General features: G+C 66.7%; 16 protein-coding genes. 7 read left to right on the forward strand and 9 right to left on the reverse strand.

Annotated features, from left to right (window positions below):
• Positions 1 to 7 precede the first annotated feature (7 nt).
• The 4 genes from Q9235_RS16150 to Q9235_RS16165 all read right to left on the reverse strand — a co-directional run bounded on the left by Q9235_RS16150 (position 8) and on the right by Q9235_RS16165 (position 2,937).
• Positions 8 to 322 (reverse strand): hypothetical protein, encoded by a 315-nt coding sequence (locus Q9235_RS16150; RefSeq protein WP_306222793.1) that lies wholly within the window; start codon positions 320 to 322, stop codon positions 8 to 10.
• Between the two features lie 58 nt (positions 323 to 380).
• Complete coding sequence (locus tag Q9235_RS16155) at positions 381 to 1,562, reverse strand: FAD-dependent monooxygenase (RefSeq protein ID WP_306222795.1); 1,182 nt, start codon at positions 1,560 to 1,562, stop codon at positions 381 to 383.
• 84 nt (positions 1,563 to 1,646) lie between these two features.
• Positions 1,647 to 1,898, reverse strand: a complete 252-nt coding sequence (locus Q9235_RS16160) for a zinc-finger domain-containing protein (protein ID WP_306222797.1) — start codon at positions 1,896 to 1,898, stop codon at positions 1,647 to 1,649.
• Between the two features lie 79 nt (positions 1,899 to 1,977).
• On the reverse strand, positions 1,978 to 2,937 hold the full coding sequence (locus tag Q9235_RS16165; protein WP_306222799.1) for a heparan-alpha-glucosaminide N-acetyltransferase: 960 nt from the start codon (positions 2,935 to 2,937) through the stop codon (positions 1,978 to 1,980).
• 117 nt (positions 2,938 to 3,054) lie between these two features.
• Here Q9235_RS16165 and Q9235_RS16170 point away from each other — a divergent pair, with 117 nt between their 5' ends.
• Positions 3,055 to 3,822 carry an alpha/beta fold hydrolase gene (locus Q9235_RS16170; RefSeq protein WP_306222801.1) on the forward strand — a complete coding sequence of 256 codons (768 nt, stop codon included), beginning with the start codon at positions 3,055 to 3,057 and terminating at the stop codon, positions 3,820 to 3,822.
• 189 nt (positions 3,823 to 4,011) lie between these two features.
• Positions 4,012 to 4,860: a serine O-acetyltransferase gene (cysE, locus tag Q9235_RS16175; protein ID WP_306222803.1), complete on the forward strand. Its 849-nt coding sequence runs from the start codon at positions 4,012 to 4,014 to the stop codon at positions 4,858 to 4,860.
• Positions 4,861 to 4,865: 5 nt separating this feature from the next.
• On the opposite strand, the gene Q9235_RS16180 is transcribed toward cysE, so the two are convergent.
• The gene (locus Q9235_RS16180) at positions 4,866 to 5,756 is read right to left on the reverse strand and encodes a LysR substrate-binding domain-containing protein (RefSeq protein WP_306222804.1); all 891 of its coding nucleotides are present in this window, start codon (positions 5,754 to 5,756) and stop codon (positions 4,866 to 4,868) included.
• A 126-nt stretch (positions 5,757 to 5,882) separates the two neighbouring features.
• On the opposite strand from Q9235_RS16180, the gene Q9235_RS16185 reads away from it, so the two are divergent.
• Positions 5,883 to 7,205 (forward strand): serine hydroxymethyltransferase, encoded by a 1,323-nt coding sequence (locus tag Q9235_RS16185; protein WP_306222806.1) that lies wholly within the window; start codon positions 5,883 to 5,885, stop codon positions 7,203 to 7,205.
• On the opposite strand, the gene Q9235_RS16190 is transcribed toward Q9235_RS16185, so the two are convergent.
• On the reverse strand, positions 7,202 to 7,540 hold the full coding sequence (locus Q9235_RS16190; RefSeq protein ID WP_306222809.1) for a hypothetical protein: 339 nt from the start codon (positions 7,538 to 7,540) through the stop codon (positions 7,202 to 7,204). The two genes, Q9235_RS16185 and Q9235_RS16190, sit on opposite strands and share 4 nt — an antisense overlap.
• Positions 7,541 to 7,621: 81 nt before the next feature.
• A complete protein-coding gene (locus tag Q9235_RS16195) occupies positions 7,622 to 9,037 on the reverse strand; it encodes a serine hydrolase domain-containing protein (RefSeq protein ID WP_306222811.1) in 1,416 nt (471 codons plus the stop codon).
• 130 nt (positions 9,038 to 9,167) lie between these two features.
• Between Q9235_RS16195 and Q9235_RS16200 the strand changes: the two genes are divergently transcribed.
• Positions 9,168 to 9,380, forward strand: a complete 213-nt coding sequence (locus Q9235_RS16200) for a DUF3126 family protein (protein WP_047578697.1) — start codon at positions 9,168 to 9,170, stop codon at positions 9,378 to 9,380.
• 52 nt (positions 9,381 to 9,432) lie between these two features.
• Here Q9235_RS16200 and Q9235_RS16205 read toward each other — a convergent pair whose 3' ends face one another.
• On the reverse strand, positions 9,433 to 10,152 hold the full coding sequence (locus Q9235_RS16205; protein WP_306222813.1) for a hypothetical protein: 720 nt from the start codon (positions 10,150 to 10,152) through the stop codon (positions 9,433 to 9,435).
• A 162-nt stretch (positions 10,153 to 10,314) separates the two neighbouring features.
• Between Q9235_RS16205 and Q9235_RS16210 the strand changes: the two genes are divergently transcribed.
• Positions 10,315 to 10,641 carry a DUF6949 family protein gene (locus Q9235_RS16210; protein WP_306222815.1) on the forward strand — a complete coding sequence of 109 codons (327 nt, stop codon included), beginning with the start codon at positions 10,315 to 10,317 and terminating at the stop codon, positions 10,639 to 10,641.
• Between the two features lie 54 nt (positions 10,642 to 10,695).
• The gene (locus Q9235_RS16215) at positions 10,696 to 11,226 is read left to right on the forward strand and encodes a gamma carbonic anhydrase family protein (protein ID WP_306222817.1); all 531 of its coding nucleotides are present in this window, start codon (positions 10,696 to 10,698) and stop codon (positions 11,224 to 11,226) included.
• Between the two features lie 144 nt (positions 11,227 to 11,370).
• Here the strand turns inward: Q9235_RS16215 and Q9235_RS16220 are convergent, their stop codons facing one another.
• Positions 11,371 to 12,006 (reverse strand): transglutaminase-like cysteine peptidase, encoded by a 636-nt coding sequence (locus Q9235_RS16220; protein WP_306222818.1) that lies wholly within the window; start codon positions 12,004 to 12,006, stop codon positions 11,371 to 11,373.
• A gap of 351 nt (positions 12,007 to 12,357) precedes the next feature.
• Here Q9235_RS16220 and Q9235_RS16225 point away from each other — a divergent pair, with 351 nt between their 5' ends.
• On the forward strand, positions 12,358 to 13,002 hold the full coding sequence (locus tag Q9235_RS16225) for a glutathione S-transferase family protein (protein WP_306222821.1): 645 nt from the start codon (positions 12,358 to 12,360) through the stop codon (positions 13,000 to 13,002).
• Positions 13,003 to 13,024 lie beyond the last annotated feature (22 nt).

A 13,024-nucleotide genomic window follows, 5' to 3' on the forward strand; every position in this document is an offset into this window, starting at 1 on the left:
CGATGCTTCAGCGCCGCGGCTCTTCCGGCTCGATGATGCGGTATTCGGCGTCGATGACCTCGACGCGGTCCGGCTGGCGCGGCTGATTGGCGAAAGGATTGGCGGGGTCGATGCCCGCCGCCTTCAGCTTGGCCTTGAGGCGCCAGACCGCGATCGCGCCGACGACCAGCACGACCGGGATCAGGATGAGTGCCAGGCTCGCGGCCAGCACAAAAAGTGCGACGCCGACGGTGAGGCTCGCCGCCATGGCGAGCCAGGCCTGCCAGCGCGGCATGGCGCGGGTGCGGCCGCTGAGCTGCTCGTAGAGATTCACGCGGATCATAGGATGTCGGTTCCTTCCCTCGGGACAGAGATAGGAACCGATTGCGGCTTTGACGAGGTCAGGCCGCATCCTGCCAGTCATAGAGCCAGCCATAGCGGCTGCGCAGGCCGTCCGGCCCTAGCCGTTTCAGCGCGAAATCGCGGGCGATGCTGAGCGGCCAGCTCATATGGTAATTGCGGCCGTTACCCCGGCTTTCCTCCTGCACGCGGGCGACGCGCTGGGCGCGGGCAGCGGCATAGGCGGCGAAGGCCATGGGCACCCCGTCGGCACCCTCGCGGCTGAGGGTCTCGGCGAGCAGGCGGGCGAGCACGGCCGCGTCCTCGATAGCGAGCGAGGCGCCTTGCGCGAGGAAGGGCAGGATCGGGTGGGCGGCATCGCCGATCAGCGCGACCCGGCCCCTGGCCATGGCGGCGGGCTTGCGATCGAACAGCGACCAGACCTGCCAGCCCTCGGCGGCGCCGGTGAGCTCGCGCAGGGCCAAGGACGCTCCGGCGAGATGCTCGGTGACGACGTTGCGGTCACCGTCGCGAGACCAGCCCTCGCGGGCTTCCTTCGCCTGGCGCACGACGACGATGTTGATCTCCTTGCCGCCAGCCACCGGATAATGCACGGCATGCCGGCCGGAGCCCATATGCAGCGTCACACGCGGCTTGTCGCCGGCGCGGGCCGGCACGACGGCGCGCCAGGCCTCGTAGCCGGTGAAGACGGGCTGGGAGGCATCGCCGGTCAGATCGCGGACGCGCGACCACAGGCCGTCGGCACCGATCAGGCCAAGCGCCGAGAGCGTCCCACCGACACCGTCGCGCGCAGCGAGACCGACCGTGACGCCGTCGGCACTCTGGCTGACCTCGTCGACGCTGCGGCCGACCATCAGGCGGATATTCGGCATCGCGCGGGCGGCGTCGAGCAGCAGGGTGTGCAGATCGTTGCGCTTCATCATGCGGAACGGCGTCGGCATGCGCTCGGGACTGGAGGGCATCTCCAGCACCTGTGAACCATCGGCCCAACGCCGGATCATCAGGCCGTGCGAGGTCACGCTGATGCGCTTCAGTGGCAGGGCGAGATCGAGCGCATCGAGCACGCGGCCGGAATTGGAGGTGACCTGCAGGCCGGCTCCGGTCTCGCCGAAGCCGGTGCGCTTCTCGACGACGGTCGCGGCGATGCCGCGCCGCGCCAGCGAGAGGGCCATGGTCAGGCCGCCGATGCCGGCGCCGGCGATGACGAAATGAGGAGCGGACACGGGATGGACGCCTTCAATGACAGAGCTGGAAGACGAGGCGCGGATGCCCCTCAGAACCCGCGCGCCCAGTGCAATTGACGAGCCTCAGGCCGCCTTGGCCGAATCCGTGTAGGCGCATTCCGGCGGGATGCAGGCGGCGCCCTTCAGCGACGGCTCGTATTTGAACAGCGTCGAGCAATAGGGGCAGATGATCTCGTGGTCCGCGCCCATGTCGAGGAAGACATGCGGATGGTCGAAGGGCGGCTTGGCGCCGATGCACATGAACTCGTGCGCGCCGACCTGGATGACGGGGACGCCGAGGTCGTTGTGGAAATGCGGGATGCCGGTGGCGGCCATGATCGTCGCTCTTCGAAAGCCTGAAATTCGGCCGCAACCTATCGCGTGAGCCGATCTAACGCCAGTGCGCGATTTTGCATCAGCGCCCGTCGCGCAGGCAGCTCTGTGCCAGCTCGGCCATCCGCGCGCTTTCCTGCGGCGAAAGCAGGTTGTCGAGCGTCTTCTGCCAGAGCTTTTCGCGCTTGAGGCCGTCGACGGTGCAGGCGCAGACCATTCGGCAGACCTGTTCGGGAACATTGGGGCCGGCGCAGCTCCGCTGACATTCGGTCCGGAAGGCGCGCTCCTCCGGCGGCGGCGGGGCGATGACCTGAGTCGCCAGCATCAGCGCGCCGATCAAGAGCGGCTGGTGGACGAGATAGACCAGCAGGCTGTGGCGCCCGCCCCAGGCGATGGCGCGGGTCGCCTTGTTCCCCGGCCGCCAACCGGCGAGCGCGGAGCCGGTCAGACGCGGCAGGATGAGGCGGGCCAGCACGATGCCGCTCAAGACGCAACCGAACCACGGAAAGACCGGCACGAAATCCGCGGTCTTGATCGCTGCGCGGGAGAAGCCGAGCCAGGCCGCCCAGGGCTGGTCGAGGAGCGGATGGGCTAGGAAGGAGGGCAGCGCGAAGGCGATGGCCGCCGCCACTGCCGCCACCACGGTCGGCAGGCGCAGGAAGGGCAGGGCGAGCAGGCTCGCGACCGCGATATGGTGGAGGATGCCGAAGAAGATGAAATCGCCAGGCATGGCGAACCAGGTGCCGAGCGTGACCAGCGCGGCTGCGCCCGCGACCATGGCGAGGCGCTTGAGATAGGTGGTGTGATCGAGTCCCTTGCGCGTCGCGAGGACGAGGCTGAAGCCGACGATGGTCAGGAAGCTCCCGGCGATGCCGCGCGCGAATAATCGCCAGCCGGGCTCGGTGGCGATATCGGTCTCGATCAGCCTGAACATCGAGAGATCATAGGCGAAATGGTATACGATCATCGCCAGCAGCGCGACGCCGCGGGCGATGTCGACGATGGCGAGGCGTGACGATTCGCGTGGCGCGGACTGGGTCATGAGCCATCGTTCATCATGGTGGGCGCTCATAAGCAAGTCGCGCCATGGCGGGTACCCAAAGCTCCCCGGTCATGGCAGGGAAAGGTGACTGTTCCGATCTTGCGATCCGAGACCCGCATGCAGAGCTTTTCTTCCGACGGCGTGAAGATCGCCTTCATCGACATGGCGCCGACCAGCGACGAGCCGAAGCACCGCACCGTCGTGCTGGTCCACGGCTTCGCCTCGTCGCATGTGATCAACTGGGTCAACACCCAGTGGACGAAGACGCTGACCCATGCCGGCTACCGCGTCGTCGCGCTCGACGATCGCGGTCATGGTGAGAGCGAGAAGCTCTACGACCCCGCCGCCTATTCCTCGCAGGTCATGGCCGAGGACGTGCGCCGGCTGATGGACCATCTCGACATCCCGCGCGCGGCGCTGATGGGCTATTCGATGGGCGCGCGCATCTCCGCCCATCTGGCGCTGGCGCATCCGCGCCGGCTGGAGGCCTTGCTGCTCGGCGGGCTCGGCATCCATCTGGTCGAGGGCGTCGGGCTGCCGCTCGGCATCGCCGATGCGATGGAGGCGCCGTCGCTCGATGTGCTGACCGATCCGATGCAGCGGATGTTCCGCGCCTTCGCCGAGCAGACCAAGAGCGATCTCAAGGCGCTGGCCGCCTGCATCCGCGGTTCGCGCCAGACGCTGACCGCAGAGCAGGTCGGACAGATTTCGGTGCCGACCCTGATCAGCGTTGGTACCAAGGATGATGTGTCCGGCTCCGGCCCGGAGCTGGCGAAGCTCATTCCGGGCGCCGAGGCCTTCGACATCGTCGGGCGCGACCACAATCTCGCGGTTGGCGACAAGAGCCATAAGCAGGCCGTCCTCGACTTCCTCGCGCGTTTGTGAGAACCTCGGAGGTGAATAGAGGCAATCCGGAAAAGCGGGCGACGCCAATGTGTTGTCGATCTTCCCTGAAATTCTGATTCCGCTGCCTCGCTTTTCGATTCAACTTCGGTTCGGCCAGAGCTTTTGATGCGGACGCCTGCTTCGGGCTAGGCTGTCCTTTCGCCGAACCACCTTTTTCGGAGAATGACCATGCCGTCAGGGCGCTCCGTCGTGGAAGCACGCGACTTCGCCACCGGGCTTGACCGGGTCGATCCCGCCTGGTCCCGCCTGCGGACAGAAGCCGAGGCCGCGGTTGCCGCCGAGCCGGCGCTCGGCACGCTGATCGTCGCTTCCGTGCTCAACCAGCCGAGCTTCGAGGCCTCAGTCGCGCATCGCGTCGCGGCACGGCTCGGCCATCCCGCCGTGACGGCCGACCTGATCGAGCAGGGTTTTGCCGAGGCGATGGCCCATGACGAGACGATCGGTGCCGGCATGCGCGCCGACGTGATGGCCGTGCTCGACCGCGACCCCGCCTGCTACCGCGTGCTGGAGCCGGTGCTGTTCTTCAAGGGCTTCCATGCGCTGCAATGTCATCGTCTGGCGCATTGGCTCTGGGAGCGCGACCGTCGCGATTTCGCGCTCTACCTGCAGGCGCGCTCCTCCGAGGTCTTCCAGACCGACATCAATCCGGCGGCGCGGATCGGCAAAGGCATCTTCCTGGACCATGCTACGGGCCTCGTCGTCGGCGAGACCGCCGTCATCGAAGACGATGTCTCGATGCTTCACAGCGTCACGCTGGGCGGCACCGGCAAGCAGGGCGGCGACCGCCATCCGAAGATCCGCAAGGGCGTGCTGATCGGCGCCGGCGCCAAGATTCTCGGCAATATCGAGGTCGGCCAGTGCAGCCGCATCGCGGCCGGCTCGGTCGTGCTCCAGCCCGTGCCGCGCAACAAGACCGTGGCGGGCGTGCCGGCCAAGGTGGTCGGGGAGGCCGGCTGTGCCGAGCCCTCGCGCTCGATGGATCAGACGCTCGCCGGCGATTGCGGCGCCTATATCTGACGCACTCAGCCGGCCGAGCCGGCGAGCCAGCCCATGATCTCGGCCCGGCGCGGATGCGCGCCGGTTGCCGTTGCCGGGGCCAGCGTCAGGAGGTCCGGCATCGGCATGGCCTGCGCGAAGGGCGCAACAAGCCTGCCGGCCGCGAGATGCGCGCCGACCAGGCTCATCCGTCCCATCAGCACGCCTGATCCCGACAGGCAGGCATCCAGCGCCAGGCTGTAGAGCGAGAAGGCCGGGCCACGATTCGGATCGACCTTGGTGCCGGGCACGGCGAAAGCGAGCCAGCGCGCCCAGTCACTGCGCCAGACCGCGTCGTGCAGCAAGGTCTGCGCGGCGAGATCGGCTGGCGAAGACAGTTTCGCAGCCAGAGACGGCGCGCAGACCGGCAGGATCGCGTCGGCTCCGAGCTGGAGCCCACCGCCGGTCGGCGGGCCCTCCCGGTAGAACAGTGAGAGATCACAGGGATCGCGCTGCGGATCGGGCGGTTCTTCCATCGCTGCAATCGAAACCTGCAGGTCGGGGAACGCCGCCTGCAATGCCGGCAGGCGCGGCGAGAGCCAGAGCTGGGCGATGCAGGGCAGGGCGGCGATGGCGAGCGGCCGATGCGGCTGGGCCTCTCGCAGGGCCTGCACCGCCTGTCCCAGCATGTCGAAGCCGCGGGTCAGGCGCGGCAAGGCTTCGCGCGCGGCCTCAGTCAGGGCGACACCCTGCGGCAGGCGGCGGAAGACCGCGAAACCCAGTGTCGCTTCGAGCTGCCTGATCTGCTGGGTGACGGCGCCGGCCGTGACACCGATCTCGTCGGCCGCCTTGGCGAAGCTCTCCAGCCGTGCCGCGGCCTCGAAGGCACGCAAGGCATTGAGCGAGGGCAGGCGCGGGCGCGGCGGCTTGACCGGCAAGGCGAAACTCCAGATTGAGGCTGAGAATTCCTAAGTCTGCGAGCGATGAATACTCGTTTGCACACGGGCCGGCAAACCGCTGTTATGACGGCAACGAGGGATTGGTCGGTTCGGGAGACAGGCAACATGACGGCACTGGGCAGGCGCGACTGGGTTCCGCAAGCTAGCGAGGATTACGTACTCAAGATTGCCGGTGAGACGGCGAGCCAGCCGCTCGACGCGATCGCGGCGCGGATCGATGCGCTTGCGAGCGAGAACCGGACGATCCACGAGCGCGACTGCGTCAATCTCAACCCCGCCACCAATGTCATGAACCCGAAGGCCGAGGCGCTGCTCTCGGCGGGGATCGGGGCGCGGCCCTCGCTCGGCTATCCCGGTGACAAATACGAGATGGGGCTGGAGGCGATCGAGCAGATCGAGATCATCGCCGCCGAGCTCGCGGCCGAGGTGTTCGGCGCGAAATATGCCGAAATCCGTGTGCCCTCCGGCGCGATCGCAAACCTCTACGCCTTCATGATCGCGGCCAAGGCCGGTGACTGCATCATCGCGCCGCCCGGCGAGATCGGCGGCCATGTCACCCATCACGGCGCGGGCGCGGCCGGGCTCTACGGCATCGTCACCCATCCGGCGCCGATCGATCCGGTGCGTTACACCGTCGATATCGAGAAGCTGCGGGCCGATGCGCTGCGCCTCAAGCCGAAGCTGATCTCGATCGGCGGTAGCCTCAATCTCTTCCCGCACCCGATCCGCGAGATACGCGCCATCGCCGACGAGGTCGGCGCGATCGTGCTGTTCGATGCGGCACATATGTCCGGCATGATCGCCGGCCATGGCTGGCAGCAGCCTTTGGAGGAGGGTGCCCATCTGATGACGATGAGCACCTACAAGAGCCTGGGCGGACCGCCTTCCGGCCTGATCGTGACCAACGATGCCGAGATTGCCAAGAGGCTCGACGCCATCGCTTATCCCGGCCTCACCGCCAATTTCGACGCGGCGAAATCGGCTTCGCTGGCTGTCTCGCTGCTCGACTGGAAGGCGCATGGCCGCGCCTATGCGCAGGAAATGGCGAAGACGGCCAAGGCTTTGGCCGAAGCGCTCAGCGAGCGGCAGGTGCCGGTCTTCGCCCGCGACCGGGGCGTGACCACTTCACATCAGTTCGCGATCGAGGCCGCGGCCTATGGCGGCGGGCAGGCGGCGGCGAAGAAGCTGCGCACTGTCAACATCCTGTCCTGCGGCATCGGCCTGCCGCTGCCGGCGGTGGAAGGCGATGTGAACGGCCTCAGGCTCGGCACGCCGGAGATCGTGCGCTTCGGCATGACGGCAGCGGATATGCCGGAACTCGCCGGCTATATCGCCGAGGGGCTGAACGGCTCGCGCCCTGCCGAAGCGGTGGCGAAGGACGTGACGGCCTTCCGCGGCCGGTTCCGGACGCTGCATTTCATGCGCTAGGAATCGTTGCCCGGCGCGAAGAAGCAGAGCAACTCGCCTGAGTCGTCGATGCAGAGATGCCAGCGGCCGTCCGGCGATTGCTTGGCCTTGTCCTGCGGGATTTCGAGCGTCAGCGGCTTCTTGCGCTCGCTCGACCACATCGGGTGCTTGCCGGGGGCGATCGTGACGACGAAGCCGCCGGTGACTTCCCGCACGGCTTCCGCCTCGATCGGCGAGCAATCGGAATCGAGGCAGCAATAAAACGGGTAATCCCAGCCGCTCGGCGCCTGATGGGCGAGCGCGACCGTCGCTCCTGAAGTCAGGACAGCAGCGATCATCGAGGCAAGAACACGCATCGGCCAACCCTCGGAAGAGAGGCTGCGACCGGAAGGCGGCGAATGCGTGGCGAAGCCCCCGGGGCGTTCGAGCGGAACGGGCTAAGCGCCCGATCCGCCGCCGTAGCGCTCCTCCATCTCCGCGCGCATGGCGTCTGCGCCGAGCAGGCGCGAGCCCGCCATCCTGACCGAGCGCACCTTGGCTCCATCCCGCTCCAGCGCGACCGTTTCGCCGGGGCTGTGGAAGCCGGAAGCGCGGACGATCCGACCGGTGTCGGGCGCTTCGACGGTGATCTCGGCGGCATCGAGGAAGGGCGTCAGCAGGGCGGGGGCTGCGCAGAGCACGCGGTCGGCGACGGGCACGAGATCGGTCGCGCCCCAGAGCGTCCACCAGCGCCCGCTCCAGTCGCGCGTTTCGGCGGAGGGGCCGCCGCGCTCGGCGAAGAGCTTCAGGATATGGACGACGCCGTCGAGCCAGGGATGGGCGAGGCCGTCGATGGCATTGGTCAGGACAGAGATCGTCAGGCCCTGCTTGGGGATGATGGCGGTGCGGGTGATGAAGCCCTGGAAGCCGCCGGAATGGCCGACCCAGCGCCAGTCGCCCTCGCCACCGGAGATGGTGCCGAGCCCGTAATGGCGGCCGAGGCTGGATTCGTCGTCCGGCCAGAGCCGGCGCGTCATCTCGCGGCGGCTCTTGGCCGAGAGGATGCTGCGTTCCGCATGGGGCGAGAGCTGCGCGAAATAGCGGGCGAGATCGGCGGCCGTGCCGACGAAGCCGGTGGCGGATGCCATCGCATGGCAGTGATTATCGGCCGGGATGATTGCGCGCCTGCCGAGCAATTGCCGGCCGGTATGACCCTTAGCCATCGGGCGCTGGCCCCAAAGACCGATATCGGCCGCGGTTTCGGTGAGGCCGACCTTTGTGACGACCTCTCTGGTGATCCAGTCGTTGTAGTCCTGCCCGGTCACGGCCTCGATGACGAGGCCGAGCAGGGCAAAGCCGTGATTCGAGTATTTGAAGCGCTGCGAGCCGGGGAGGACCGGCGGCTTCGCGAGATCGGCGAGCAGTTCCGCCTTGCTGCAGAAGGGCTTGCGGTCGAGGAACTGACCGGCATCGGGGCCGTCGCGCGTCAGGCCGGCGCTGTTGGAGAGCACCTGGCCGACGGTGACCTTGGCGACCTCCGGATGCAGCCCGTCGATCAGGCTGCCGACCTCGTCGTCGAGACGCAGGCGGCCCTCGTCGACGAGGCGCATGATGCCGGCCGAGGTGAAGCTCTTGGAATGGGAGGCGATGCGGAAGCCGTGGCGCGGCGTCAGCGCTTCGCCGGTGGCAAGGTTCGCGCTGCCGAAGGCGGCCTCCAGCACGATCTCGCCGCCATCCGCGATCGCGACCGCGCAGCCCGGCTGGTCATGGTGGCGGCGCTGGAAATCGAGCCAGGACGCGACATAATCGAGGGCGGGAGCAAGCCACGGCTTCATGATCTCAGGTCCGTCACGGTTCCGGAAGATCATGAGCATGGCACGATTCCGCCGGGGGCCGACAACCACCGGATGGATGAGGCCTGCCATGTCCGCAGTGGCTGCTTTCGCTTGCCCTTCGTGGCCTGTCGTGGCATCGCTCCCGGCCAATTCGAAAGGACCCAGGACCGTGGACAAGACAGAACTCGCCAAGCTGGAAGGCTATCTTCGCCGTACCTTCAACAACCACGCGATCAGCGTGCGCGCCCGGATGAAGAAGACCGACTCGGCCGAGGTCTATCTGGGCGAGGAGTTCATCGGCATCATCCATGTCGACGACGAGGATGGCGACCGCTCGTTCAATTTCACCATGGCGATCCTCGACGTCGATCTCGAGGATTGAGGCGCTTCGCGCCAGCGTTTGGGAGGAAGCCTTTTCCGGCTTCCTCGACGCGTCAGCGGATCAGCCCGTCGAGCGTCCGCCTGACGCCACCGAGCATCACCGCCCAGTCGGCGATGATGGCGCGCGGGAAGCGGATGTTCACGTCCATGCCGCGATGCTGGAAGGTGATGCGGCAGGGCTCTTCGAGGCCGGCGCCGGTCTCGATCGGACAGCGCGCGGCGAAGCCCTTTCCGTCGGGGACGGAGACGTAGAACTCGTCCTGCTCGAAGGGCGAGCCCTTGCGGAAGCCGCGCACCACGAGGCCGCCGGGATTCGACCAGACGGTCGGCGTCAGGAAGCGGGCATAGGTCGCGAGCTGCCTGGCCGGTTCGTTGACCCGGTCGGGCGGGCTCAGCGTGATCAGCAGTCGCTTGCGGTTCTCCGCCACGGCCGGGCCGAGGCTCGGCCAATCCAGGCGAAGGCGGACCATGCCGACGAGCCGGCTCGTATCGCCATCGTCATCGATGCCGGTCAGATCCTTCGGAATCATCAGCGCGACATCGCCGACGCGGGCCGGCTGCGGAGCTGCCACGGGTTCATCGCGGCGATGAGTGAGATAGACGGCCAGCGCCGTCGCCAGCGCGCCCGCCGTCAGGATCAGCAGCATCGCTTTCAGCAAGGCCCCGTCGGCGCGCGGCAGCGGGGCGGCCTGCTGCTGCAGGCGCATGCGCACCATCGAGGTCAGATGGGCGGCCTGGTGGCCGGGCCGGTGATAGGGCAGCGATGCGGTCATTCCAGTGCCTTGCGATCAAGTCGCATCCACTGAATCACCGATGGCTTAATGCGGCGTAAACCATAACCGCGCCGGTACGGTTAACCATCGGTTAAATCTGTCCTTCACAGTTCGTAAACCATGCGGCAGGCTCCGGTGTCGCTCTGTCGAGAGTTTGCGTCCGTGACCATCGAGCCTTCGGCCGTCGAGGCCCTGCAATCCCTATTGATGGGCTTTGCCTTCGCCGGGCTGCTGGCGAGCGCATTCGAGCTGTTCACGGAGCGGCGCGCCGATTTCAAGCTGCTGCAAGCGGGTGGTCTCACCGCGGTCGCCAGCGTGCCGGTGGTGATCTTCAGTGCTCCCGTTCTGATCCTGCGCAACACGATGCAGGGCCGGGAAAGCGACGGTCGGCCGTTCTCCTTCCTGATGCTCGCGAGCCTGACCGCCGGTATCTGGAGTCTGGTCTCGGGTCGAGTCGTGCTCGACCTGCTGTATCTGCTCGGCGCTTGACGACAGGCGTGGCCCGCCTGCAATCCTGAGGGCTCGAACCGTCAGGACAAGCCGATGCCCCTTTATGCGCTCGATGGAACAAGGCCGGACACCGCGAAGGCCGGAGACTGGTGGCTGGCGCCCGATGCGCATGTCATCGGCCGGGTCCGGCTCGCGGCCGGAGTCGGGATCTGGTTCGGCGCCGTGCTGCGCGGCGACAACGAGTGGATCAAGATCGGCGCGGGCAGCAATATCCAAGAAGGTTGCGTGCTCCATACCGATATGGGCTTTCCGCTGACGGTCGGGGCGAATTGCACGATCGGCCACCGGGCTATCCTGCATGGCTGCACGATCGGCGAGAACAGCCTCGTCGGGATGGGCGCGACGGTGCTCAACGGCGCCAAGATCGGCCGCAACTGCCTCGTCGGCGCCAATGCGCTGGTGACCGAAGGCAAGGAATTCCCCGACAATTCGCTGATCGTCGGCTCGCCGGCCCGCGCGGTGCGGACCCTGGACGAGAAGGCGGCTGAAGGGATCACCGCCTCGGCGAAGGCTTATGTCCAGCGCTGGCGGCAGTTTGCAGCCGGGCTCGAACGGCTCGACTGAAGCCGGAAACGAAGCGGGCCGGCTGCCCGCGAAGGCAAGCCGGCCCTTGGCGAAACCCGATCCCTTGGGGACGGGTGGGTGGGGACGTGACCGAGCCTCGCCGTCCTCCTTACCGCAGCCCGAATACGGCAGCGGCAGTCTTCATCAACGCTGTACCGAGGCGACCGTCGGGGTCTGCGCGCCGCCGAGCGAGGTCCAGCCCGTGCGATATTGCGACTCGCGCTTGACGTAGACGTAGCCGGTCTGGCTCCAGGGCAGGATCGCGTTGCGCTTGTTGTCGAGGGCGAAATCGCCACGATCGGTGCGGATCATCAGCACGGCGTGGCCGGCATTCTCCTCGTCGATCACGACGGTGACCAGCATGGCGCGGCGCGGCAGGCCGGCTTCGGCCAGGCGCTTGCGCTTCAGCAGGACATAGTCCTCGCAATCGCCCTTGCCGTCCGTCGGGATATCCCAGCGGTCGACGACGCCCCAATGGTCCTCGTCGGTGATCGCTTCGATCTCGCGATTGGCGTTGTTATTGACCGCGACGATCGTCTTCCAGATCTTCGAGTTCAGTTCGATCCGCTCGGGCTCGCGAGTGTCGACGCGGCATTCAGACGGCATGCGCTTGCAGAAATCGACCCAAGCATAAGGCGCGCGGGCGTCGCCCGACGCTTCGGCCGGAAGGCTCGCGACCGGAATGCCGGCCGAACCCTGCGCCTGAGCCGTGCCTGCGCCGGTCATCATGACCATGGCGGCGAGAGCGGTACCAATCAGATTGCGATGAAGTGAAAACATGTCGTCCCCTTTCTGTCCCGGGGATGACGATGTGCGGCAGCGGATGGATTCGAGCTGAAATGGAAACGTACAAATTTATGTATTCGGCCTTTGGAGCGACCAAGTAAATGTCAGCCTCAATCTTGTTGGAAAGCGGAAGTAACGATTTGCATCGATGGTAAAACCAATCGTTAACCGTTAATTGTTCGTTGTACGGCAAGGGCTGATTAACCTACGCATTCCTTACTGCGTGGAGGTGGCCGGAGGGGAGGCTGTGGGCAGCGGAAACGCTGCGGCGGCGTGGGCGATTGGAACGTTGGCGGGCGATGGGCGATTGTTCCCGATCGAACCAAGCAGGAGGCCGCCTTCGCGATGAGCACACTGACCATCTGGACTTATGACTGGGTTCCCGAAGGCCCACGCGGCTTCGTGCGTGATCTGCGGTTGCGCTGGGCCTGCGAGGAGGCGGGGCTCGCTTATGACGTCCGCACGATTCCGTTTGACGGCCGCGAGACAAACCATCTCGCCCGCCAGCCCTTCGGTCAGGTTCCGTTCCTGGACGATGGCGCGCTGAAGCTGTTCGAGAGCGGGGCAGGGCTTTTGCACCTGGCGCGGAAGAGCGAGGCGCTGATGCCGCTCGATCCGGCTGGAGAAGCGGAAACGCTGCAATGGACGCTGGCCGCGCTCAACTCGATCGAGATGGTCAGCGTGCCCTGGTGGTTCCTGACCGTGACCGGCGCCGCCGAGAATCCATTGACAGGGTGGCTGGGCATGCGCCTCGGCCAGCTTGAACAGGTGCTGAGCGAGCGCGAATGGCTCGCGGCCGGCCGCTTCACCGTCGCGGATCTGCTGATGGCGGATGTGCTGCGGGTCGAGAAGGTGCGTGCCTTCGGTGATCGCCCGGCAAGCGAGGCCTATGTCGCCCGCATCACCGATCGCCCGGCCTTCAGCAAGGCGCAGGCCGATCAGATCGCCTTGTTCAAGACGGCGGACGGGAAGCGGAGCGCTGCGATGTGATGTCGAGAAGGATGAGGCCCGC

This window comes from Bosea beijingensis (assembly GCF_030758975.1).
Taxonomy (GTDB): Bacteria; Pseudomonadota; Alphaproteobacteria; order Rhizobiales; family Beijerinckiaceae; genus Allobosea; species Allobosea beijingensis.

Coding starts and splice junctions, on each gene's coding strand:
- Q9235_RS16150 (WP_306222793.1), bottom strand. CDS start 322: ATGATCCGCGTGAATCTCTACGAGCAGCTCAGCGGCCGCACCCGCGCC.
- Q9235_RS16160 (WP_306222797.1), bottom strand. CDS start 1,898: ATGGCCGCCACCGGCATCCCGCATTTCCACAACGACCTCGGCGTCCCC.
- Q9235_RS16165 (WP_306222799.1), bottom strand. CDS start 2,937: ATGACCCAGTCCGCGCCACGCGAATCGTCACGCCTCGCCATCGTCGAC.
- Q9235_RS16170 (WP_306222801.1), top strand. CDS start 3,055: ATGCAGAGCTTTTCTTCCGACGGCGTGAAGATCGCCTTCATCGACATG.
- cysE (WP_306222803.1), top strand. CDS start 4,012: ATGCCGTCAGGGCGCTCCGTCGTGGAAGCACGCGACTTCGCCACCGGG.
- Q9235_RS16185 (WP_306222806.1), top strand. CDS start 5,883: ATGACGGCACTGGGCAGGCGCGACTGGGTTCCGCAAGCTAGCGAGGAT.
- Q9235_RS16190 (WP_306222809.1), bottom strand. CDS start 7,540: ATGCGTGTTCTTGCCTCGATGATCGCTGCTGTCCTGACTTCAGGAGCG.
- Q9235_RS16195 (WP_306222811.1), bottom strand. CDS start 9,037: ATGCTCATGATCTTCCGGAACCGTGACGGACCTGAGATCATGAAGCCG.
- Q9235_RS16205 (WP_306222813.1), bottom strand. CDS start 10,152: ATGACCGCATCGCTGCCCTATCACCGGCCCGGCCACCAGGCCGCCCAT.
- Q9235_RS16215 (WP_306222817.1), top strand. CDS start 10,696: ATGCCCCTTTATGCGCTCGATGGAACAAGGCCGGACACCGCGAAGGCC.
- Q9235_RS16220 (WP_306222818.1), bottom strand. CDS start 12,006: ATGTTTTCACTTCATCGCAATCTGATTGGTACCGCTCTCGCCGCCATG.
- Q9235_RS16225 (WP_306222821.1), top strand. CDS start 12,358: ATGAGCACACTGACCATCTGGACTTATGACTGGGTTCCCGAAGGCCCA.